At 69.8% G+C, this 22,128-nt stretch carries 14 protein-coding genes; 8 read left to right on the plus strand and 6 right to left on the minus strand.

Translation table 11 applies throughout. The annotated features are described in order from the left end of the window. Positions 1-46: 46 nt before the first annotated feature. On the minus strand, positions 47-1,081 hold the full coding sequence (locus MKW14_RS36135) for a LacI family DNA-binding transcriptional regulator (protein WP_308314670.1): 1,035 nt from the start codon (positions 1,079-1,081) through the stop codon (positions 47-49). A 327-nt stretch (positions 1,082-1,408) separates the two neighbouring features. Here MKW14_RS36135 and MKW14_RS36140 point away from each other — a divergent pair, with 327 nt between their 5' ends. The 4 genes from MKW14_RS36140 to MKW14_RS36155 all read left to right on the plus strand — a co-directional run bounded on the left by MKW14_RS36140 (position 1,409) and on the right by MKW14_RS36155 (position 6,651). Beyond that, positions 1,409-2,683: an extracellular solute-binding protein gene (locus MKW14_RS36140; protein WP_240870338.1), complete on the plus strand. Its 1,275-nt coding sequence runs from the start codon at positions 1,409-1,411 to the stop codon at positions 2,681-2,683. Positions 2,684-2,783: 100 nt separating this feature from the next. Then, positions 2,784-3,734, plus strand: coding sequence for a carbohydrate ABC transporter permease (locus tag MKW14_RS36145; RefSeq protein ID WP_240870339.1), 951 nt, complete (start codon positions 2,784-2,786; stop codon positions 3,732-3,734). A gap of 14 nt (positions 3,735-3,748) precedes the next feature. Continuing rightward, positions 3,749-4,657, plus strand: coding sequence for a sugar ABC transporter permease (locus MKW14_RS36150; protein WP_240870340.1), 909 nt, complete (start codon positions 3,749-3,751; stop codon positions 4,655-4,657). A 263-nt stretch (positions 4,658-4,920) separates the two neighbouring features. Continuing rightward, positions 4,921-6,651 carry a glycoside hydrolase family 13 protein gene (locus MKW14_RS36155; RefSeq protein WP_240870341.1) on the plus strand — a complete coding sequence of 577 codons (1,731 nt, stop codon included), beginning with the start codon at positions 4,921-4,923 and terminating at the stop codon, positions 6,649-6,651. A 158-nt stretch (positions 6,652-6,809) separates the two neighbouring features. On the opposite strand, the gene MKW14_RS36160 is transcribed toward MKW14_RS36155, so the two are convergent. Continuing rightward, on the minus strand, positions 6,810-8,879 hold the full coding sequence (locus MKW14_RS36160; RefSeq protein WP_240870342.1) for a carbohydrate-binding module family 20 domain-containing protein: 2,070 nt from the start codon (positions 8,877-8,879) through the stop codon (positions 6,810-6,812). A gap of 190 nt (positions 8,880-9,069) precedes the next feature. Between MKW14_RS36160 and pulA the strand changes: the two genes are divergently transcribed. From pulA to MKW14_RS36175, 3 genes are all read left to right on the plus strand, one after another. Continuing rightward, complete coding sequence (gene pulA / locus MKW14_RS36165; protein WP_240870343.1) at positions 9,070-14,439, plus strand: pullulanase-type alpha-1,6-glucosidase; 5,370 nt, start codon at positions 9,070-9,072, stop codon at positions 14,437-14,439. A gap of 72 nt (positions 14,440-14,511) precedes the next feature. Continuing rightward, on the plus strand, positions 14,512-16,128 hold the full coding sequence (locus tag MKW14_RS36170) for a SpoIIE family protein phosphatase (protein WP_240870402.1): 1,617 nt from the start codon (positions 14,512-14,514) through the stop codon (positions 16,126-16,128). A gap of 34 nt (positions 16,129-16,162) precedes the next feature. After that, positions 16,163-16,522 carry a 5-carboxymethyl-2-hydroxymuconate Delta-isomerase gene (locus MKW14_RS36175; RefSeq protein ID WP_240870345.1) on the plus strand — a complete coding sequence of 120 codons (360 nt, stop codon included), beginning with the start codon at positions 16,163-16,165 and terminating at the stop codon, positions 16,520-16,522. Between the two features lie 27 nt (positions 16,523-16,549). On the opposite strand, the gene MKW14_RS36180 is transcribed toward MKW14_RS36175, so the two are convergent. The 3 genes from MKW14_RS36180 to MKW14_RS36190 form a co-directional block, all read right to left on the minus strand. Beyond that, positions 16,550-17,239 carry a TetR/AcrR family transcriptional regulator gene (locus MKW14_RS36180; protein WP_240870347.1) on the minus strand — a complete coding sequence of 230 codons (690 nt, stop codon included), beginning with the start codon at positions 17,237-17,239 and terminating at the stop codon, positions 16,550-16,552. A 138-nt stretch (positions 17,240-17,377) separates the two neighbouring features. Continuing rightward, the gene (locus tag MKW14_RS36185; protein ID WP_240870349.1) at positions 17,378-19,300 is read right to left on the minus strand and encodes a hypothetical protein; all 1,923 of its coding nucleotides are present in this window, start codon (positions 19,298-19,300) and stop codon (positions 17,378-17,380) included. Between the two features lie 49 nt (positions 19,301-19,349). Continuing rightward, positions 19,350-19,859 carry a tetratricopeptide repeat protein gene (locus tag MKW14_RS36190; protein WP_240870350.1) on the minus strand — a complete coding sequence of 170 codons (510 nt, stop codon included), beginning with the start codon at positions 19,857-19,859 and terminating at the stop codon, positions 19,350-19,352. Positions 19,860-19,980: 121 nt separating this feature from the next. Between MKW14_RS36190 and MKW14_RS36195 the strand changes: the two genes are divergently transcribed. Beyond that, entirely contained in the window at positions 19,981-20,400 is a 420-nt protein-coding gene (locus MKW14_RS36195; protein WP_240870351.1) for a hypothetical protein, read from the plus strand. A gap of 80 nt (positions 20,401-20,480) precedes the next feature. Here MKW14_RS36195 and MKW14_RS36200 read toward each other — a convergent pair whose 3' ends face one another. Continuing rightward, positions 20,481-22,103, minus strand: coding sequence for a DUF1996 domain-containing protein (locus MKW14_RS36200; RefSeq protein ID WP_240870352.1), 1,623 nt, complete (start codon positions 22,101-22,103; stop codon positions 20,481-20,483). Positions 22,104-22,128 lie beyond the last annotated feature (25 nt).

Below are 22,128 nucleotides of genomic sequence, written 5' to 3' on the forward strand. Positions count from 1 at the left end.
GCGTGCCTACTCCCAGCGCACGGTGGGAAGTGGTGATTTCTCCGCCCTAAGGACGATTCCGGTCTCCGGGCGCCGAGGCCGTCGAGCCGCGGACCACCAGTTCCGGCATGAAGACGAACTCGCTGTGCGGCGCGGGCGTACCGCCGATCTCCTCCAGCAACGTGCGCACCGCCGCCTGGCCCATCGCCGGCACCGGCTTGCGGATCGTGGTCAGGGGCGGGTCGGTGAAGGCGATCAGCGGTGAGTCGTCGAAGCCCACCACCGAGATGTCCCGCGGGACTTCGAGGCCGTGCTGGCGGGCCGCGCGGATGGCGCCGAGCGCCATCATGTCGCTCGCGCACACGATGGCCGTGCAGTCGCGGGCGATCAGCGCGGTGGTGGCGGCCTGGCCGCCCTCCAGGGTGTAGAGGGAGTGCTGGACGAGGTCGGTCTCGACCTTCTCCGCGCTCAGCCCGAGCTGGTCCTGCATCGCGCGGACGAAGCCCTCTATCTTGCGCTGCACCGGCACGAAGCGCTTCGGGCCCAGGGCGAGGCCGATGCGGGTGTGGCCGAGGGAGACGAGGTGGGTCACCGCGAGCGTCATCGCCGCACGGTCGTCGGGGGAGATGAACGGGGCCTGCACCTTCGGCGAGAAGCCGTCCACGAGGACGTAGGGCACGCCCTGGGCGCGCAGCCGCTCGTAGCGCTCCATGTCGGCGGTGATGTCGGCGTGCAGCCCGGAGACGTAGATGATGCCGGCCACCCCGCGGTCGACGAGCATCTCCGTCAGCTCGTCCTCGGTGGAGCCGCCGGGGGTCTGGGTGGCGAGGACCGGGGTGTAGCCCTGCCGCGTCAGCGCCTGGCCGATCACCTGGGCCAGGGCCGGGAAGATGGGGTTCTCCAGCTCCGGGGTGATCAGGCCGACCAGGCCCTCGCTGCGCTGCCGCAGCCGTACCGGACGCTCGTAGCCGAGCACGTCCAGTGCGGCGAGCACGGACTGGCGGGTGGTGGCGGCGACGCCCGGCTTGCCGTTGAGGACGCGGCTGACGGTCGCTTCGCTCACCCCCGCCTGAGCGGCGATGTCGGCAAGCCGTGTGGTCACGGCACCGGACTGTACCGGCCGTATCGTCATCGCGGTCCCTCTGTTCTGGTCGGTGCCCCTTGCCCCACAGGGGGATGATTCCCGTGCCGGAGCCGGATGGCAAGAGCTTGCAGAGTCTTGCACAACCGGGTCCTGTCCCGCTCAGAGCCGCGGAACAGCGGTTTGGTGGGGTTGGCGAGGGGTCACGGCGAGGTAACTTCCGTCGTCTCTTGCACTTTTTTGCTGCAAGGTCTTTCGCAACGCTTGCATCGCTGTTAATTTCCCTGACGCCCGGCCGCCGCGACGGCGCAGTCGGCAGTAACACGGGCTCACCCTCAAGGAGAACTCATGCGGCGTGGCATAGCGGCCACCGCGCTGGTGGCGTCCCTCGCCCTCGCGGCGACGGCCTGCGGCGGAAGCGACAGCGGCAGCGGCAAGTCGGACGGTCCGGTCACCATCACCTGGTGGGACACCTCCAACGCCACCAATGAGGCACCCACCTACAAGGCCCTGGTCAAGGAGTTCGAGGCCGCCAACAAGGGCATCAAGGTCAACTACGTCAACGTCCCCTTCGACCAGGCGCAGAACAAGTTCGACACCGCCGCCGGCTCCAAGGGCGCCCCCGACGTCCTGCGTTCCGAGGTCGGCTGGACCCCCGCCTTCGCCAAGAAGGGCTACTTCCTGCCGCTGGACGGCACCGAGGCCCTCGCCGACCAGGCCAAGTTCCAGCCCAACCTGATCAAGCAGGCCCAGTACGACGGCAAGACCTACGGCGTCCCCCTGGTCACGGACACCCTCGCCCTCGTCTACAACAAGGCCCTGTTCAAGCAGGCCGGCATCACCGACGCCCCCAAGACCTGGGACGAGCTGAAGGCGGACGCCGCGAAGGTCAAGGACAAGGCGAAGGCCGACGGCTACTGGGGCTCCACCCAGGCCTACTACGCGCAGACCTTCCTCTACGGCGAGGGCACCGACACCGTCGACGCCTCCGCCAAGAAGATCACCGTGGACTCGGACGCCGCGAAGAAGGCCTACGGCACCTGGCTGAGCCTCTTCTCCGGCAAGGGCCTGCACAAGGCCGACACCACCGCCGACGCCTACGCCCACATCCAGGACGCCTTCGTCAACGGCAAGGTCGCCGCGATCATCCAGGGCCCGTGGGAGATCACGAACTTCTACAAGGGCAGCGCCTTCAAGGACAAGTCCAACCTCGGCATCGCCACCGTCCCGGCCGGCTCCAGCGGCAAGGCCGGCGCCCCGACCGGCGGCCACAACCTGTCGGTGTACGCCGGTTCCGACTCCGCGCACCAGAAGGCGGCCCTGAAGTTCGTCAACTTCATGACCTCCGCGAAGTCCCAGACCGAGATCGCGCTGAAGAACTCCACGCTGCCGACGCGTGACGACGCCTACACCGCCGAGGTCAAGGCCGACCCGGGCATCGCCGGCTTCCAGACCGTCCTGCCCGCCGCCCAGCCGCGCCCCGCGCTGCCGGAGTACAGCTCCCTGTGGGGCCCGCTGGACACCGAGCTGCCGAAGATCGCCGGCGGCAAGGAGTCCCTGGACAAGGGCCTGAGCAACGCTGAGCTGGCCATCGCCAAGCTGGTGCCGGACTTCAGCAAGTAAGCCCCGCGTGGCCGCCGGATCCCCTGCACACGGGGGAGGGACCCGGCGGCCACCGGCCTGCGCGCCGTACTCCTTGAACCCCTCGAAGGTGCCGAGAACCATGACAGTCGTCGTCCAACGCCTCAAGCGCGGCTACCAGAAGCACTGGTACGCCTACGCGATGATCACCCCCGTGGCCGTCGTGCTCGGCGTCCTCGTGCTGTACCCCCTGGTGTACGGCCTGTACCTGACGCTCACCGACGCCAACAGCCTCAACACCGCGCGCACGATCGGCGTCAACCACATCGACGCCACGTACAAGTTCATCGGGCTCGACAACTACAAGGACATCCTGTTCGGCCCGACCTCCTACGACCGCTTCTGGTCGCACTTCATCTGGACGATCGTCTGGACGGCCCTGTGCGTCGCCCTGCACTACACGATCGGTCTCGGTCTCGCCCTGCTGCTCAACCAGAAGCTGCGCGGCCGCACCTTCTACCGGCTGGTCCTGATCCTGCCCTGGGCCGTGCCGACCTTCGTCACCGTCTTCGGCTGGCGGTTCATGCTCGCGGACGGCGGCATCATCAACTCCTTCCTGCACACGCTCCACCTGCCGACGCCGGACTGGCTGGAGGACACCTTCTGGCAGCGGTTCGCCGCCATCATGGTCAACACCTGGTGCGGTGTGCCGTTCATGATGGTCTCCCTGCTCGGCGGCCTGCAGTCCATCGACACCTCCCTGTACGAGGCCGCCGAGATGGACGGCGCGAGCGCCTGGCAGCGGTTCCGCTTCGTCACCCTTCCGGGTCTGCGGTCGGTCAGCTCCACCGTCGTACTGCTCGGCATCATCTGGACCTTCAACCAGTTCGCCGTGATCTTCCTGCTGTTCGGCAACACGGCCCCCGACGCGCAGATCCTCGTCACCTGGGCCTACTACCTCGGCTTCGGACAGCAGCCGCGCGACTTCGCACAGTCCGCCGCCTACGGCATGCTGCTGCTGGCCATCCTGATCGTCTTCACCTCGTTCTACCGCCGCTGGCTGAACCGCAACGAGCAGCAGCTCGCGATCTGAGGCAGGAGCTCCCCATGAGTACGACCACCGTTGAGACCTCCGCCGAGGTGCGCGAGGCCCGACCCGCGCCGACCGGCCGGCGCTTCCGGCGCCGCGGCGAGCAGAGCATGGCCGGGAAGCTCGTCTCGCACAGCATCCTGATCGTCGCGAGTCTGATCGCGCTCTTCCCGATCGTCTGGCTGATCTTCCTCTCGCTCGGCCCGGACAAGGACGACTACCTCCATCCGGGCGGTATCTGGAAGAAGATGACCTTCACCAACTACTCGTTCGTGCTGCGGCACACCGAGTTCTTCGACTGGCTGAAGAGCTCGCTGATCGTCTCGCTGGGTACGACGGTCATCGGCGTGCTGATCGCGGCCACCACCGGGTACGCGGTCTCCCGGATGCGCTTTCCGGGCTACCGGAAGTTCATGTGGGTGCTTCTGCTCACCCAGATGTTCCCTGTGGCGGTTCTCATGGTGCCGATGTACCAGATCCTCTCGGACCTGGAGCTCATCGACAGCTACCTTGGACTGATCCTGGTCTACTGCTCGACCGCGGTGCCGTACTGCGCCTGGCTGCTCAAGGGCTACTTCGACACCATCCCGTTCGAGATCGACGAGGCCGGACGCGTCGACGGGCTGACCCCCTTCGGCACGTTCGCGCGACTGATCCTGCCGCTCGCCAAGCCGGGCCTGGCGGTCGCGGCGTTCTACAGCTTCCTCACCGCCTTCGGTGAGGTCGCGTTCGCGTCGACGTTCATGCTGTCCGACACGAAGTACACGTTCGCGGTCGGTCTGCAGACGTTCGTCAGCGAGCACGACGCCCAGCGCAACCTGATGGCCGCGACGGCGGTGCTGATCGCGATACCGGTGTCCGCGTTCTTCTACCTCGTCCAGAAGAACCTGGTGACCGGCCTCACGGCCGGCGGCACGAAGGGCTGACCGCCGGTTGAGCCGTGAGCGCGTCGGTTGTCTGCGGCGCCGTCGTGGCTGGTCGCGCCCGCGCGGCGGAAGCCGCATATCGATAAAGGCCCGCGCCTCTATGACCATATCCCCCCATACCCGAGACGGCCGCGGAGGCCATCCGACCCCGCTGTCACCGCGGCCGTCTCGTCATCACCGTTGTACGCACACCTGACCCCATGACCCCTCCCCCACTCTCGAATTCGCTCGAGCGGGGGGACCCCCACCGCACCAAGGACGCCATGAGCCAGCAGCACACCGCCCTCGCCCCGGCACCGACCCCCGCCAAAGCCCAGCGCAGCGACTGGTGGCGGGACGCGGTGATCTACCAGGTCTATCCGCGCAGCTTCGCCGACAGCAACGGTGACGGCATGGGGGATCTGGAAGGCGTACGTTCCCGACTGCCGTACCTGCGCGATCTGGGCGTCGACGCCGTGTGGCTCAGCCCCTTCTACGCCTCCCCGCAGGCCGACGCCGGCTACGACGTCGCCGACTACCGGGCCGTCGACCCGATGTTCGGCAACCTGCTCGACGCGGACGCGCTGATCCGTGACGCGCGGGAGCTGGGTCTGCGGATCATCGTCGACCTGGTGCCCAACCACTCCTCCGACCAGCACGAGTGGTTCAAGCGGGCGCTCAGGGAAGGCCCGGGCTCGCCCCTGCGCGACCGCTACCACTTCCGCCCCGGCAAGGGCGCGAACGGCGAACTCCCGCCCAACGACTGGGAGTCGATCTTCGGCGGCCCGGCCTGGACGCGGGTGACCGAGCCGGACGGCACCCCCGGCGAGTGGTACCTGCACCTCTTCGCCCCCGAGCAGCCCGACTTCAACTGGGAACACCCCGCCGTCGGCGACGAGTTCCGCTCCATCCTGCGCTTCTGGCTGGACATGGGCGTCGACGGCTTCCGCGTCGACGTGGCGCACGGTCTGGTGAAGGCCGACGGCCTGCCTGACCTTGGTTCCCACGACCAGCTCAAGCTGCTGGGCAACGATGTCATGCCGTTCTTCGACCAGGACGGTGTGCACGAGATCTACCGGCAGTGGCGGCTGATCCTCGACGAGTACAGCGGAAACAAGAAGGGACCCGAAGGGCCTTCCGCAGAAGGGCGGTGGCGGGAGACGGGCGGGCGGATCTTCGTCGCCGAGGCCTGGACCCCGACCGTCGAGCGCACCGCCAACTACGTCCGCTCCGACGAACTGCACCAGGCCTTCAACTTCCAGTACCTCGCGACGGCCTGGGACGCGAGGGAACTGCGCGAGGTCATCGACCGCACGCTCGAGGCGATGCGTCCTGTCGGCGCCCCCGCCACGTGGGTCCTGTCCAACCACGACGTCACCCGGCACGCCACCCGCTTCGCCAACCCGCCCGGCCTCGGCACCCAGATCCGGCTGGCCGGCGACCGCGAACTCGGGCTGCGCAGGGCCCGGGCGGCCACGCTGCTCATGCTCGCGCTGCCCGGCTCGGCCTACGTCTACCAGGGCGAGGAACTCGGCCTGCCGGACGTCGTCGACCTCCCCGACGAGGTGCGCCAGGACCCGGCGTACTTCCGGGGCGCCGGCCAGGACGGCTTCCGTGACGGCTGCCGGGTGCCGATCCCGTGGACGCGCACGGGATCGTCGTACGGCTTCGGCGGCGGCGGGAGCTGGCTGCCCCAGCCGGCCGGCTGGGGCGAGCTGAGCGTGGAGGCGCAGACGGGGACGCCGGGTTCGACGCTGGAGCTGTACCGCGCCGCCTTCGCCGCCCGCCGGGACCACCCCGACCTCGGCGCCGGTGACGCGGTGGAGTGGCTGCGCGCCCCCGAGGGCGTACTCGCCTTCCGGCGCGGGGAGTTCGTGTGCGTCGCCAACACCGGCGGTGAGTCGGTGACCACTCCGGCGTACGGCCGTGTCCTGCTCGCCAGTGGTGAGGTGACCGAGGCGGACGGTGAGACGAAGGTGCCGGCGGACACCACGGCGTGGTTCACGGCGGAATGACCTGAGCCGGTCAGAGCGGGGTCGCGGCTCTGACCAGGCCGGCGAGCCCCGCTCGACTCCGGCGCGACCCAGCAGGTGCGGCCGAGCGCGATGAGCTGGCGCTCTGGTGAGGTCACGGGGGTGCTGCCACGGATGGCGTGGCCGCACCCCCGTGCCGGCTACTTCCAGATGTCGCTCGTGGAGTACCCCGACGAACTGCCCGTCGTGAACGAGCGGTTGGTGCCGGACTCCCAGGTCACGTTCCCGGAGCCGTCCTTCTTGATGTACTTGTAGGTGAAGGCCGTGCTCTTGGGGACGATGACCAGCTTGCTCCACGTCGGGTACGACTCCGACGACAGCGGGATCGCGTCGCTCGTGTTCCAGGAGCCGAGGGAGGCGAGGGACCCGACGACGTAGACGTTGGTGCCCCAGTCGGTCGTCGCCGTCTCGTGGAAGGTGACGTCGGTGGCGTCCGTGTCCGCCACGTTCCAGGAGTTGTTCAGGGAGACCGCCGAAGCGGCGGTCGTGGCCGACCTGTTGGCGTTCGACTCCCAGGTGACGTTCCCCGAGCTGTCCTTCTTCAGGTACTTGAAGGTGAAGGACGTGTTGATCGGCACGCTCACCTCGCCCGACCAGACCGGGTAGCCGGCGGAGGACAGCGGGATCGCCTTGGAGGTGTCCCAGCCGCCGAGCGCCGGGATGGAGCCGACGACGTAGACGCTCGTGCCGGACGTCGTGGGCGCGTACTCGTTGAAGGTGGCCTCGACCGTGGAGCCGGAGGAGCCGCCGGTGTCGTCGCAGCCGACCGTGCAGGTGTAGGAGGAGTTGTAGAAGGCGACCGCGCTCTTGGCGGGGATGGTGATCGAGGCGCTGCCGCCGGACACCGTCACCTTGGTCGCGCCGCCGTCGACCACGTTGGCGTACGTGCCGTCGGCCATGCCGGTGGTGAAGGTGTAAGTGGCGGACGATGAGCCGTTGTTGAGGGCGAAGAAGCCCGCGCCCGAGCGGCCGAAGCCGATCACGCTGGAGGACTTGGTCTGCCAGTCGGATACGGCCGCCTTGTCGACCGCGTTGTGCCAGGCCACCATCCCGACGACCGCGGTGTCCCGGTCCAGGCAGTACCAGGAGCCGCTCGCGCAGTCCGTGTTCGTCACGAAGCCCGCGGAGTTCGGCGGGGCCTGGTCGCTCTGGGTCCACTCCCAACTGGCGTACACGGTCGGCGTCGACCACTTGTAGGCCAGCTGGAAGAGGTTGGCGAGCTTGTAGGTGTCGCCGTCCTTGTACGACAGGTGCAGGCCGTTGCGCTCGGTGTCGTGGTTGGTCACGAAGGACACCGAGTCGGCGGCCGGCAGGATGCCGCTGCTCTCGATCGACGCGAGGTCGCTGACGTTGCCCTGGAAGGCCGACTTCAGCTTGCTCGCGTAGGTGAAGTCGAGGACGTCACCGGAGGCGTAGTAGTCCGACGGCTGCGGGGTCGAGCCCGGGTAGACCTCCTGGAAGACGTACGGCGCCGTTCCCGACGTCGTGTTCGTCAGCTTCGACTCGATCGCCGCCAGGTCGGCCTCGGGGATGTGCTTGGCCGCGTCCACGCGGAAGCCGTCGACCCCCAGGGCCAGCTGGGAGTTGAGGTAGTCGGCGATGCCGGTGCGGACGTGGTCGGAGCCGGTCCGCAGGTCGGGCAGGCCGAGCAGTTCGCAGTTCTGGACCTGGGTGAGGTTCGAGTAGTCCTGGATGGTCAGGTCGGAGGTGGGGCAGTCCGAGGAGTCGTGGTAGTCGGCGCGGTCCCACTCCGGGGTGTCGTACTTGCTGGTGATCGTCGTGCCGTTGTAGCCGGTGCCGGTCTGGGCGGCGGTGTGGTTGATCACCGCGTCCGTGTAGACCTTGACGCCGGCCTGGTGGCAGGTGCTCACCATCGACGCGAACTTCGCCGCCGTCCCGAAGCGGCTGTTGAGGTCGTAGGAGTAGGGCTGGTAGACGTCCCACCAGTAGTAGCTGGACTGCTTGAGCGACTCCGCGGGGGGTGCGACCTGCACCGCGCCGTAGCCCGCGGGGCCCAGCACACTGGTGCACTCGGAGGCGACGGAGTCCCAGTTCCATTCCCAGAGGTTGGCGATGACGTCGCCCTTGGCGGTGGTGTCCGCGTGCGCGTCGGCGGCGGGCAGTGCGACGGCGCCCGCGAGGGCCAGCGTGCCGGCGGCCACGGCAGTCGCCGTGCGCCGGAAGACACCTGGGGGGTGGTGTCTGTTCATGTGCGGCTCCGATGAGGGGTGTTTGGGTTTCAACCAGTCGTGAGAGTGGGGCAGTTGAGAAGGGCACGTCAAGATTGCCGTTGAAAATTCTTGCTATGAATTTCAAGACTCTTGCTGTAAACCTTTCGGCAGCGATACGGTCGCGCGGGGTCGGACCCACCAGAGCCGTCATCGCGAGGAGTTCCCGCCTGTGATACCGAGAGCGAGACGGGTCGCGGCCGTCACCGTCGTGGCCGTTGCCGCCACCCTGATCCAGCCACTGGCCGCCCGGGCGGCCACCCCGCCCCCGCCGCCCTCCGACAAGAAGCTCGCCGCCGAGCCCGCCCGGCACGACGACACCCGCGAGCAGTTCTACTTCGTCATGCCGGACCGTTTCGCCAACGGCGACACCGGCAACGACAAGGGCGGTCTGACCGGTTCACGCCTGTCCACCGGCTACGACCCCACGGACAAGGGGTTCTACCAGGGCGGCGACCTCAAGGGTCTGACCCAGCGGCTCGACTACATCAAGGGCCTCGGCACCACCGCCATCTGGATGGCCCCCATCTTCAAGAACAGGCCGGTGCAGGGCACGGGCAGCAACGCCTCGGCCGGCTACCACGGCTACTGGATCACCGACTTCACCCAGGTCGACCCGCACTTCGGCACCAACAAGGACCTCGAGACCCTGATCTCCAAGGCGCACGCCAAGGGCATGAAGGTCTTCTTCGACGTCATCACCAACCACACCGCCGACGTCGTCGACTACCGGGAGAAGTCCTACGACTACCTCTCCAAGGGCGCCTTCCCCTATCTGACCAAGGACGGGCGGCCCTTCGACGACGCCGACTACGCGGACGGGAAGAAGAGGTTCCCGGCCGTCTCCAGCGCCTCCTTCCCGCGCACCCCCACGGTCACCGACCGGTCGAAGGTCCCCTCCTGGCTCAACGACCCGACGATGTACCACAACCGCGGCGACTCGACCTTCGCCGGGGAGTCCGCGACCTACGGCGACTTCTCGGGTCTGGACGACCTGTGGACCGAACGGCCCGAGGTCGTCAGCGGCATGGAGAAGATCTACGAGCGCTGGGTGCGCGACTTCGCCATCGACGGGTTCCGGATCGACACCGTCAAGAACGTGAACATGGAGTTCTGGACCCGGTGGGCGACCGCGCTGGACAAGTACGCGGCCGAGCACGGCCGTAAGAACTTCTTCATGTTCGGCGAGACCTACTCCGCCGACACCTCCGTCACCTCCCCGTACGTCACCCAGGGCCGGCTCGACGCCACCCTGGACTTCCCCTTCCAGGACGCGGCCCGCGCCTACGCCTCCCAGGGCGGCAGCGCGCAGAAACTCGCGGGCGTCTTCGCGGACGACTACAATTACACGACCGACAAGGCCAACGCCTACGAGCAGGTCACCTTCCTCGGCAACCACGACATGGGCCGGATCGGGTACTTCCTGAAGCAGGACAACCCCAGGGCGACGGACGCCGAGATCCTCAAGAAGGACGAACTCGCCAACGAGGTCATGTTCCTCAGCCGGGGCAACCCGGTCGTCTACTACGGCGACGAGCAGGGTTTCACCGGCTCCGGCGGCGACAAGGACGCCCGCCAGACCATGTTCGCCTCCAAGGTCGCCGACTACCTCGACGACGACGAGATCGGCACCGACCGCACCGCCGCGAGCGACTCCTACGACACGAGTGCGCCGCTCTACAAACAGATCAGTGCTCTCGGCAAGCTCCGCAAGGACAACCCGGCCCTCGCCGACGGAGTGCAGACCCAGCGGTACGCGGCCGACGGCCCCGGCGTCTACGCCTTCTCGCGCACCGACGCCCGGACCGGCCAGGAGTACGTGGTCGCCCTCAACAACGCGGACGAGGCGAGGTCGGCGACCTTCGCGACCGGCTCCGCGGGCATGAAGTTCCGTGGCGTCTACGGCACTTCGGACGACGTCACCTCCGGCGCCGACCGGCAGGTCACCGTCACCGTCCCGGCCGGGTCGGCGATCGTCCTCAAGGCGGCCGGCAAGCTCGCCGAGCCGACCGTGCGGCCCACCCTCACCCTCAAGGCCCCCGACGCCGGAGCCACCGGCACGGTGGAGCTGTCCGCCGACGTCACCGGCGGCGCGCTCAACCGGGTCGTCTTCGCCGCCCAGGTCGGCGACGGCAGCTGGCGGACGCTCGGCTCCGCCGACCACGCCCCGTACAAGGTCACCCAGACCGTCGCCAAGGACGTCCCGGCCGGAACGCCCTTGCGGTACAAGGCGGTTGTCGTCGACTCGGCCGGACACATGGCGTCCGCCACGGCCGCGTCCACCACTGGCACCCAGCCCGCCCCACAGGTCCCCACCGCCTCCTCCCGCGACTACGCGATCGTCCACTACAAGCGCACCGACGGCGACTACGACAACTGGGGCCTGTACGCCTGGGGCGACCTCGCCGACGGCGAGTCCACGACCTGGCCCGCCAGTCACCCCTTCGTCGGCCGGGACGCCTACGGGGCCTTCGCCTACGTCAAGCTGAAGCCGGGCGCGTCGAGCGTCGGGTTCCTCGTCATCGACAAGAACGGCGACAAGGACGTCTCCGCCGACCGCTCCATCGACGTCACCAAGACGGGGGAGGTGTGGATCGAGCAGGGCGACGAGACCGTGCGGACCACCCGGCCCGACTACCCGGCGCAGGACAAGAGCAAGGCGGTCATCCACTACCACCGTGCCGACGGCACCTACGACGGCTGGGGTCTGCACGTCTGGACCGGCGCCGCGAACCCCACCGACTGGTCGAGCCCGCTGAAGCCGGTCAGGACCGACGCCTACGGCGCGGTCTTCGAGGTGCCGCTCGCCGACGGTGCCACCAGCCTGAGTTACATCATCCACAAGGGCGACGAGAAGGACCTGCCCGCCGACCAATCGCTGGACCTCAGGGCGAACGGCCACGAGGTGTGGCTGCTGGGCGGGCAGGAGAAGTACCTGCTGCCCCAGCCCGCCGGCTCGGCCGCCGCGCTCGACCTGACCACCTCCAAGGCCGTCTGGATCGACCGGGACACCGTCGCCTTCAACGGCTCCGACGGGGCCGTCTCCACCCAGCTGCTGTACTCCCACGACGGCTCGATCGCCGTGCGGGACGGCACGCTCACGAGTGACGACGAGCGCTGGCTGCGGCTGGAGAAGACGACCCTGACCGACGCGCAGAAGGCCACGTTCCCGTACCTGAAGGACTACACGGCCTGGTCCGTCGACCCGCGCGACCGCGGCCGGGTGCGCCAGGCACTCGACGGGCAGCTCGTCGCCTCCCAACGGGCCGCGAACGGCGCCGTGTTGACGGCCACGGGCGTCCAGATCGCCGGCGTGCTCGACGACCTGTACCCGGGCGCGACCAAGGCGGAACTGGGCCCGGCCTTCCACCAGGGCCGCCCCACCCTGTCCGTCTGGGCGCCCACCGCGCAGAGCGTGTCGCTGGAGCTGGGCGGCTCCCTCAAGGCGATGCGCCGCGACGACTCCACCGGAGTCTGGTCCGTCACCGGCCCCGCGTCCTGGAAGGGCAAGGAGTACCGGTACGTCGTGAAGGTGTGGGCGCCCAGCGTCCGCAAGGTCGTCACCAACAAGGTCACCGACCCCTACTCGGTCGCCCTCACCGCGGACTCCGAGCGCAGTCTCGTCGTGAACCTGGACGACAGGTCCCTCGCCCCGAGCGGCTGGTCGCACCTCGCCAAGCCCAGGGCCGTACCGCTGCGGGACGCCCAGATCCAGGAGCTGCACATCCGGGACTTCTCCGTCGCGGACACGACCGTACCGGCCAAGGACCAGGGCACCTACCTCGCCTTCACCGACAAGAACAGCGACGGCTCCAGGCATCTGCGGGAGCTGGCCAGGGCCGGCACCTCGTACGTCCATCTGCTGCCCGCCTTCGACTTCGCCACCGTGCCGGAGAAGAAGGCCGACCAGGCGAGGCCCGACTGCGACCTCGCCTCCTACCCGGCCGACTCCGACCAGCAGCAGGCCTGCGTGGCGAGGACGGCCGCCAAGGACGCCTACAACTGGGGCTACGACCCGTACCACTACACCGTCCCGGAGGGCTCGTACGCCACCGACCCCAACGGCACCGGACGCACGGTGGAGTTCCGCGAGATGGTCAAGGCGCTCAACCAGGACGGGCTGCGGGTCGTCATGGACGTCGTCTACAACCACACCTCCGCCAGCGGTGAGGCCGGCACCAGCGTGCTCGACCAGATCGTGCCGGGCTACTACCAGCGGCTGCTCGCGGACGGCTCGGTCGCCAACAGCACCTGCTGCGCGAACACCGCGCCCGAGAACGCCATGATGGGCAAGCTGGTCGTCGACTCGATCGTCACCTGGGCCAAGGAGTACAAGGTCGACGGCTTCCGCTTCGACCTCATGGGCCACCACCCCAAGGCCAACATCCTGGCCGTCAGGAAGGCCCTCGACGCGCTCACCCTCAAGAAGGACGGCGTCGACGGCAAGAAGATCATCCTGTACGGCGAGGGCTGGAACTTCGGCGAGGTCGCCGACGACGCCCGCTTCGTGCAGGCCACGCAGAAGAACATGGCCGGCACCGGCATCGCCACCTTCTCCGACCGCGCCCGGGACGCCGTCCGCGGTGGCGGCCCCTTCGACTCCGACCCCGGCGTCCAGGGCTTCGCCTCCGGCCTGTACACCGACCCGAACTCCTCCACCGCCAACGGCACTCCGGCCGAGCAGAAGGCGCGTCTGCTGCACTACCAGGACCTGATCAAGGTCGGTCTGTCCGGCAACCTCGCGCAGTACCGCTTCACCGACACCGACGGCAAGGAGGTCAACGGCGCCGAGGTCGACTACAACGGCTCGCCCGCCGGATACGCCGACGCGCCCGGCGACGCCCTCGCCTACACCGACGCCCACGACAACGAGTCCCTGTTCGACGCGCTGACGTACAAGCTGCCCGCGGGCACCTCCGCCGCCGACCGGGCCCGGATGCAGGTCCTGGCGATGGCGACGGCCACCCTCTCGCAGGGGCCGTCCCTGTCCCAGGCGGGCTCCGACCTGCTGCGCTCGAAGTCCCTGGACCGCAACTCCTTCGACAGCGGCGACTGGTTCAACGCGATCCACTGGAACTGCGCCGACGGCAACGGCTTTGGGCGGGGACTGCCCCCGGCGGCCGACAACCAGTCCAAGTGGCCTTACGCCAAGCCCCTGTTGGACACGGTTAAGGTGGGGTGCGCGCAGATCCAGGGCGCCTCGGCCGCCTACCGCGACCTGCTGAGGATCCGTACGACGGACAGCGTGTTCTCGCTCGGCACGGCCGGGCAGGTGCAGTCGAAGCTGTCCTTCCCGCTGTCCGGGAAGGACGAGACTCCCGGGGTGATCACCATGGAACTCGGTGATCTCGTCGTCGTGTTCAACGCGACGCCGACCCGGCAGGAGCAGCGCGTCCAGGCCATGACAGGAATCTCTTACCGGCTGCACCCTGTGCAGGCGGCGGGCGCGGACTCTATCGTCAAGGCGTCGTCGTACGAGCGGAAATCGGGCACGTTCGTCGTTCCGGGGCGCACTGTGGCGGTGTTCTCCCGGACTGCCTGATATCGGCATTACCTTTGGTGGGACAGGCCCGTCACCGGGCCTGTCCCACCGGTGCTGTCCAAGGGCTGGAAGATGGACGTCAACGGCAAACTGACAGGCACGACCGTGCTGGTCGTGGACGACGTGGCCGCGAGCCGGTATGCCATGGGCACCGTGCTGCGGCGCGCCGGCCACGAGGTCGTCACGGTCGCCAGCGGCGCCGAGGCGCTGGCCGAGATCGACGTACGGCTGCGCAAGGGCACCCTGCCCGACGTGGCCCTCGTCGACGTGCACCTGCCCGACATGAGCGGCTTCGAACTGTGCGGCCTGCTCAAGGACCGGCCGCACATGGCCGGGCTGCCGGTCGTGCACTTCTCGGCCCTGTCCGTGGCCCCGACCAACCGCTGCGAGGGCCTGGACGCGGGCGCCGAGGCGTATCTGACGGTGCCCGCGGAGCCCGAGGAGATCGAGGCGGTGGTGCGCTCCGCGGTCCGCGCGGCCCGGCTGCGCGCCGACGACCAGGCGCTGGTACGGCGGCTGCAGCTGCTGTCGGAGACGATCGTGACCATCCAGGCGGCCCGCTCCCTGCGGGAACTCGCCGAGGTGGCCGCCGACGGCGCGGCGCGGCTGATCGGCTGCCCGGCCGCGGTGTTCGTGCTCGACCAGGACGACGAGCTCTACCGGGGCCTGTCCCGGGACCGCACCGCGCTCGCCCTGCCCGACGAGGGCGCCCACCGGGCCGTCGCGAGCCTGCTGCGGCGGCTGACCCGGGGACAGGCCGGGGTGCAGATCACCACCGTGCCCGCGCCGCTGTGGCCCACCGGGTTCTTCCGGCCCGGGGTGCAGCACGACGCCCGCCTCGCGCTGGTGCTCACCCAGGACGGCAAGGCGCCGGTGTGCCTGGCCACGCCCACCCGCGGGCTGCGCCGGGTCAGCCCCGAGGGCGAGGCGCTGCTGGCCCAGCTCGCCCAGGCCACCGCGCTGGCCGCCGAACCGCTGCTGATGTACCAGGTGGAGCGGCATGTCGCGCTCACCCTCCAGCACAGCTTCCTGCCGCAACGGCTGCCCGAGCTGCCGGGCGTGGACCTCGCGGTCCGCTATGTGCCGGCGTCCAGCGACACCGAGATCGGCGGCGACTTCTACGCCGCGCTGCGGGTCGACGAGGGCGTCCTCACCGCAGTCGGGGACGTCGTGGGGCACTCGCTGGACGCGGCCACCGTCATGGTCGAGCTGCGGCACGCGCTGCGCGCCTACTGCGTCGACGACAGCGACCCCGCCGTGCTCGCCGGGCGGCTGGACCGGCTGCTCCAGCGCTACCACGCCGAGGTCACCGCCACCGTGTGCCTGGCGCTGATCGACCCGGCCAGCGGGCGGGCCCGGATCGCCAACGCCGGGCATGTGCCGCCGCTGATCCTCGGGGCGGGCGGCAGCGCCGAGTACGTCAAGGCGTCCGGCCCGCTGCTCGGCGTGGGCCTGCCCCATCCACCGCCGACCGAGCTGCTGCTGGAGCCCACCGACCGGCTCCTGATGATCACCGACGGTCTGATCGAGACCCGCGGCACCGACCTCACCGACTCCATGGAACACCTGCGCGCGGCCGCCGTGGGCGCCCTCCCCGGCCTGGACGCCCTGTGCGACACCCTCCTCGCCTCCTTCGGCCACGACCGCGAGGACGACATCGCCATGCTGGCGCTCCAGCTGAGGAACTAGGGTTACCAGTAGCCGTCGCAGAACAGGAGTGCTCATGCCGCAGATCACCGTCGACCACTCGGGATCGATCTCCTTCGACCGGGAGGGCTTCGCGCTGGACCTGCACCACGCGCTCGTGGAGATCGCCGCCGCCAAGCCCGAGGCCTGCAAGACGCAGTTCCGGGCGTCCCAGGTCACCGCGTTCGGCTACGAGGACCCCCTGGACCTCGGGCACGCCGTCGTGCACGTCACCATCGGACTGCTCGCCGGCCGCACCGACGAGACCAAGGCGCGGCTGACGGAGGCCGTGCTGGAGCTGCTGAAGAAGCACGTCGAGGACGACGGACACGCCACCCTGCACGCCTCCGCCGAGGTCCGCGACCTCGACCCGTCCTACCGCAAGTTCGAGCGCTGAGGGCCCGGTCCGGGACCCGGGCCCTCCTCAGGACGCCAGGGCGAGCAGCCGGGCGACCAGGTCCGCGAAGGGCCCGTCGGCCGGCTCGTCCTTGACCATCTTGCGCAGCAGCGCGCCCATCTCGTCGTCGTAGGCGGCGCTCACCGCGGCCAGCGCGGCGAAGTCGTGCACCAGCTGCGTCTCCAGCTCGGCGCGCGGGACGCGCCGGCCGTCCAGCCAGATCAGCGCGGTCGACTCGGCGAGCGAGATCCAGGAGCGGACGACGAGTTCCAGCCGCGCGGGCGGGTCCGACACGCCCAGATGCGAAAGGATCTGGTCATACGCGGCCTGTCGTACGGAGTCGATGAGCGCGTTCGTGTGGGACGAGCCGACCGCCGGGCCGCCGCGCATCAACGCCGAGAAACCGGGCCCGTGTTCGTCCACGAAGTCGAAGAACCGGTGCATCGCGCGGAGCAGCCGCGCCCCCAGCGGGCCCTGGTGCGGCTCCCTGAACCGGCCCGCCAGATCGTCCGCCGCACGCCTCAACGCGGCCTCGTACAGGCTGAGTTTGCCGGGGAAGTAGTGGTAGACCAGCGGCCGGGAGATGCCCGCGGCGGCTGCTATCTCGTCGATGGAGACGTCGTCGGGAGATCTTTGGCTGAACAGTTCGAGGGCGACGCCGATCAACTGCTGCCGCCGCTCCTCGACTCCCATTCTGCGGCGTACTCCGGTGGTCATACGAACACCTTACCGATCGGATCCGGCCCCGAACGGACCGGACCGAACCAAGGGTGTTCACACGTGCGCGGTGACGTGGTCCGGTGGCGACGGTGCCTTCGCGCCCGAACTCCCTTGCCATTGGCGGGTGTTGGCCGGTCAGCCGAGCCCGCTCAGCACCCGTCCGTCCGTCAGGGTCGCCTTCAGCTCGGCCTGCGCGCCCGGGCGGGCCCGCACGACCAGCGACTTCCCCTGCGCCGAGCCCGTGATCCCACCGGACGCGCCGATCGACGCCGTGCCCTCGCTGCCCGCCGCCAGCAGATACCAGTGCCCCGCCTCGGACTTCCACAGCACCCCCGCGAGGACGTGCGGATCCTTGGTGCCGCACGCCGGCGAGTTCTCGGCCTTCGCCGCGACCGCCCCGTACGTCCCGCCCGGAGTACGGAACTGGGCCAGCACACGCGGGCCGGCGCCGCTCCACGTCTCGGCCCGGGTGCACACCCAGTCCGCCGAACCGCTCGCCTCGGGCAGCGCCTGGGCGGCATACGTCCAGGCGTTGACGGCGCGCACCCCCGCCGACCGCATCGCCGACAGCGAGCAGGCGTACGGCGCCCAGGCCCGCAGCCCCTCCGCGCCCGAGGCGTCACGGGTCGCGCCGGGCCGCCCGGTGGTCAGCCGGGCCGGGACCAGTTCCCCGAGGTCGGTCAGCAGATGCGTGCCCGTGTCGTCGGTCAGCCGCAGCACGTTCCACGAGGTGCAGGTACCGGTCCGCTGGGCGGCGCCGGCAAGCGGCGAGGCGACGCCCCCGGCGATCCCGAGGTCGATGGCGCCGGCGCCCGGCTTGAGCAGGTCCCGCTCGGCGGCCCGGGTCACCCAGGGCGCCGTCAGATAGCGGACGTTGCCGTCGGCCCGGTCCAGCACCAGCGCGCTCGCCTCGGTCCGGTCCGCCCCGTCGACCCGCGCGAAGTCGAGCGCGGCGCCCTTGGTGCCGTCCTTCGGCTCGGCGTAACGGGCGATGCGCAGCCCGTCGTACAGGATCACCACCCGCGCGCTGTCGACGTTGCCCGCGTACAGCAGCTGCGGCGGGCCGGCGGGGCCGCCGGAGGGGGTGTCGGGTGTCGCGGAGACCTGGACGTGCTCGCTGGGGCGGGCCCAGACGGCGAGGGCGCGGCGCAGCAGCGGCCGGTCGCCGGTGAGGTCGCCGCGGGCCGGCCAGACGGAGAAGTCCGTGCGGGTCGAGGACTGCCAGGCGGTGGGCGGCACACGCAGCAGCTTGGCCGGGTCGAGGGCGGCCTCGGCGGCCGGGTTTTGCGCGTAGGCGGGAGCGGCCGCGCCGTCGGGACCCCAGCCGCCGCCGGGCAGGGCGAGCAGCGCCCCGCACACCGCGAGGGCCGCGGCGGCGGCGAGCGCGGCCCGGGTGTGCTGCCGGCGCCGCATCAGTACGGTGGGCCGGGCGTGCAGCGAACAGGGGTCGAACTCGGGGGATTCCAGGTGGGGATGGTGTGCCGCCGGGATCTCGTCGGCCTCGTTCAGCGCCTCGTCCACGTCCACGCAGCCGGCCGCCGTGAGGATCGCGCGGACGTCGCCGTCGGGGAGTTTCTCCAGGCCGCGCAGGACACAGGCGGCGCGGCCCGGGCCGGACAGCGTCGACAGCCGCTGGTCCAGGGCGAGTTCGTCGGCGCCGCCCGAGCGGGGGAACAGGCGCAGGCCCCACACCTGGGGGAGCAGCGGCGGCAGCTGGGAGCGCTTCGGCCACGCGGTGAACCTGAGCGGGAGGCCCGCCTCCAGCGCGGTGCGCAGCACCTGGAGGCGGACGAAGGCGTAGCCCGGGTCGCCGTCCCGGCCCTGGGACTGGGCCGGGATCACGGGCGCCGCGGCCCGGCCCCTGGGCAGGGCGCGCTGGACCAGCGCGTGGGCGGTCACCACGCGCCGGTTGCGGCCCAGGCTCGGAGGCAGCACCAGGTAGGCGAGCCGGACCAGCCGGGGGTAGTGCTCGACGAGCGCGGCCTCGGCCTGTTCGACGTCGACGACCGGGTCGGCGGAGGACGGTGCGGAGTGCGGGGCGACATCCTGTGACTGCACGTTCAGCAGAACGAGCGAATCGTCGGATGGTCACCGCCACCCGGGGGACTCACTCCCCGGGTTCGACCAGCAGCCGCGCGTAGTTCGCCATCGAGCGCTGGTAGCGCGGCAGATGGGGGGCGAGGGCGCCCAGCACGAGGGAGAGGCCCTCGCGGTCCCGGCCGAGGCCGGACAGGCACAGCGCCAGACAGGCTCGTACCGCGTCGTCCAACTCGTCGGAGGGGGCGTCGAGTTCGGGCGTCAGCAGTTTGACGCCCTCCTCGGCCCGCCCGAGGTTGCGCAGCGAACTGGCCAGCTGGATCTTGGCCCGCCTGCCCTTGTACCCGCTGACCTCGCTCAGCCCCCCGTCCAGCGCCTCCCGGTACAGCGGGACCGCCTTGTCCGAGTGGCCCGTCGAGTCCCAGGCGCAGGCCCGCTCGAAGAGCCCCAGCGGACTGCCCTCCGGCAACTCGCCGGCGAGCGCGTCGATCACGGCCCGGAACTCCCCGGCGTCCTCCTCGGCGTAGTCGTCGAAGGCGGCCCAGGCGGCGGCCACGCGATCTTCCCAGTCCTGATCCACGAACCGTACTTTCGCACACCCGTACCCTGACTCCCACCGGATTTGAGCACCCCAGCCCTCACAGCCGTATGGAAGGGAACGGGCTCTTGGGCCCAGATGGCAGAGCGACCCGGAGGAACAGATGAGGTTGACCCGACCGATGCTCGCCGTGGCCGGTGCCGCGGCCGTCCTGGCGTTGACGGGCTGCGGATCCGGAGACAGTGACGCGGCCGCCAAGGTGCCCGTCACCGCCACCGGCAGCCTGGAGAGCCTGGCCGCCAAGGCCAAGTGCAAGCCGGACATGCAGATCGACTCCGACGAGGTCCGTCAGGCCATCTGCAAGACCGCCGACGGCAAGTACGTCTTCGCCACCTTCGCCACCGACCGCGGCCAGCGGGAGTGGATCAACGACGCGAAGGACTACGGCGGTTTCTACCTGGTGGGCCGCAAGTGGGTCGCCGTCGGCGAGGACAAGGTCGTCAAGGCGCTGCAGACCACGCTCGGCGGCGAGGAGGAGATCGGCACCGACCACAGCCAGCACGGTGGCGGCCACAGCGGCTGAATCCCTGCTGCACACACCGGAAGGCCGGTGGCGGGAGATCCCGCCACCGGCCTTCTTCGGTCGGTCACACGCTCAGTGGGTCACTGGCACTGCCGGCCCTGGTTGATGCAGTTGGCGATGGTGGTCGCCAGGTTGTTCTTGAAGACCGCGATGAAGTCGTCGTGGTCCGTGGCCGCCTTGTGCAGCTGGTCCGGGAAGCCGTCCACCGCGTAGGCGTTCTTCACCTGGCCGTTCTGCAGGACCGGCGGGTTGATCTTGTACACCAGGCGCATCGTCAGCTGCGGGATCGCCTTGAAGCCGTTCTGGCAGTTGCCGTTGGCGTCGGCGAACGCGACGTGCGTCCGGTGGTTGGCGCTGTCGATGTTCTTGCCGTCCCAGCAGGACTGGAAGGCGAACGTGCGGACCACGTTGCTGCCCTGCGGGCAGATCGGGTACTGCGTCGTCAGCTGGACCTTGTTCTCGAAACCGGTGCAGGACCAGTGCGCGTTGGCGTTCGCCAGACCGTTGGTGGTGGTCTTGGCGTCACCGGTGATGATGCGCAGGAACTGCGGCATCGCGGTGACCTTGCTGGTGGGCGAGCCGACGTACTTGATCTCCGCCTGGACCGGCGTCAGGATCTTGCCGACGTTGCCCTCCTTGCCGCCGCCGTCCGCGTTCTGGTCGAAGTCCTGCGTACCGTCCTGGATACGCACCACCGGCCAGTAGTAGGCCGACAGGTCGCCCTGGTTCTGGCAGCTGGTCTGGTCCTGGATCAGCGAGTCGTTCGTCGCGAACGCGTTGACCTTCTGGTTGCCGACGTAGTCGTGCAGGTGGTGCGCGCCGTTGGTCACGCCGGGCGCCACGATGACGTTGTCGGTGTTGTGGTTCTTGTTCGCGTTGACACCGCACTTGGTGGTGAAGGTGCCCTTCGAACCGTTGCCGTTGGCACGCGGCTTGGCGGCGACGTTCGGCTGGACCTTCGTGATGTCCACGAAGTCGGCCGCGACCGGACCGTTGCCGGCCTGACCGCCGATGTTCTGGGCACCGCCGGCCTGACCGTTGCCGGCCTGACCGTTGCCGGCCTGGCCGTTGCCGGCCTGGCCGTTGCCGGCCTGGCCGTTGCCGGCTTGACCGTTGCCGGCCTGGCCGTTGCCCTGCTGCTGGCCGCCGTTGTTCTGGCCGCCGTTCTGCTGCTGACCACCGTTGTTCTGCTGGCCGCCGTTGTTGCCCTGGCCGGCGGTGGTCTGGTTGGCGGTCATCGTCGTGCAGGCGGCGAGGGCCTGCAGCCCGGCCGCGTCGACCTGGCCGCCGACACGCTGGATGTCGATGCGGATCCGGTCGAGGGTCGCCGCCCGCTTCTCCTTGAGCGGGCCGACGATCGCGTTCTGCACGAAGCTGGCGTCCTGCGTCTGCGCCTGACGCGTGGAGGCGAGCCGGGCGTAGGCCTCGGTGACCTGCTTGTCGAGGTTCGCCAGCTCGGTCGCCACGCCCTGCTGTGCCTTGGCCGGCACGCTCGTCAGCTTCTGGCCGACGTCGGGGCAGGCGATGGTCGCCACCGTCGCGGCGGCGGCCTTGGTCTGGTTCTGCCCCGCGTTGTTGGACTCGTGCGCCGAGGCGTAGAAGTTCGCCCAGATCAGCCCGCCCCCACCGAGCGCTAGGGCCGCCGATGCGGCTATGGCCTTGGTGGCCAGCGGCGTGCGGCGTTTTCGATTGTTGCGTCCCATGGAACTCCTCTGACTTCCTTGCGGG

The organism is Streptomyces gilvus (assembly GCF_022513565.1).
Classification (GTDB): Bacteria; Actinomycetota; Actinomycetes; order Streptomycetales; family Streptomycetaceae; genus Streptomyces; species Streptomyces gilvus.

Bases quoted from the DNA above. Each gene is read 5' to 3' on its own strand.
- MKW14_RS36140 (WP_240870338.1), top strand. From the start codon at position 1,409: ATGCGGCGTGGCATAGCGGCCACCGCGCTGGTGGCGTCCCTCGCCCTC.
- MKW14_RS36155 (WP_240870341.1), top strand. From the start codon at position 4,921: ATGAGCCAGCAGCACACCGCCCTCGCCCCGGCACCGACCCCCGCCAAA.
- MKW14_RS36195 (WP_240870351.1), top strand. From the start codon at position 19,981: ATGAGGTTGACCCGACCGATGCTCGCCGTGGCCGGTGCCGCGGCCGTC.
- MKW14_RS36180 (WP_240870347.1), bottom strand. From the start codon at position 17,239: ATGACCACCGGAGTACGCCGCAGAATGGGAGTCGAGGAGCGGCGGCAG.
- MKW14_RS36200 (WP_240870352.1), bottom strand. From the start codon at position 22,103: ATGGGACGCAACAATCGAAAACGCCGCACGCCGCTGGCCACCAAGGCC.
- MKW14_RS36145 (WP_240870339.1), top strand. From the start codon at position 2,784: ATGACAGTCGTCGTCCAACGCCTCAAGCGCGGCTACCAGAAGCACTGG.
- MKW14_RS36170 (WP_240870402.1), top strand. From the start codon at position 14,512: ATGGACGTCAACGGCAAACTGACAGGCACGACCGTGCTGGTCGTGGAC.
- MKW14_RS36150 (WP_240870340.1), top strand. From the start codon at position 3,749: ATGAGTACGACCACCGTTGAGACCTCCGCCGAGGTGCGCGAGGCCCGA.
- MKW14_RS36160 (WP_240870342.1), bottom strand. From the start codon at position 8,879: ATGAACAGACACCACCCCCCAGGTGTCTTCCGGCGCACGGCGACTGCC.
- MKW14_RS36175 (WP_240870345.1), top strand. From the start codon at position 16,163: ATGCCGCAGATCACCGTCGACCACTCGGGATCGATCTCCTTCGACCGG.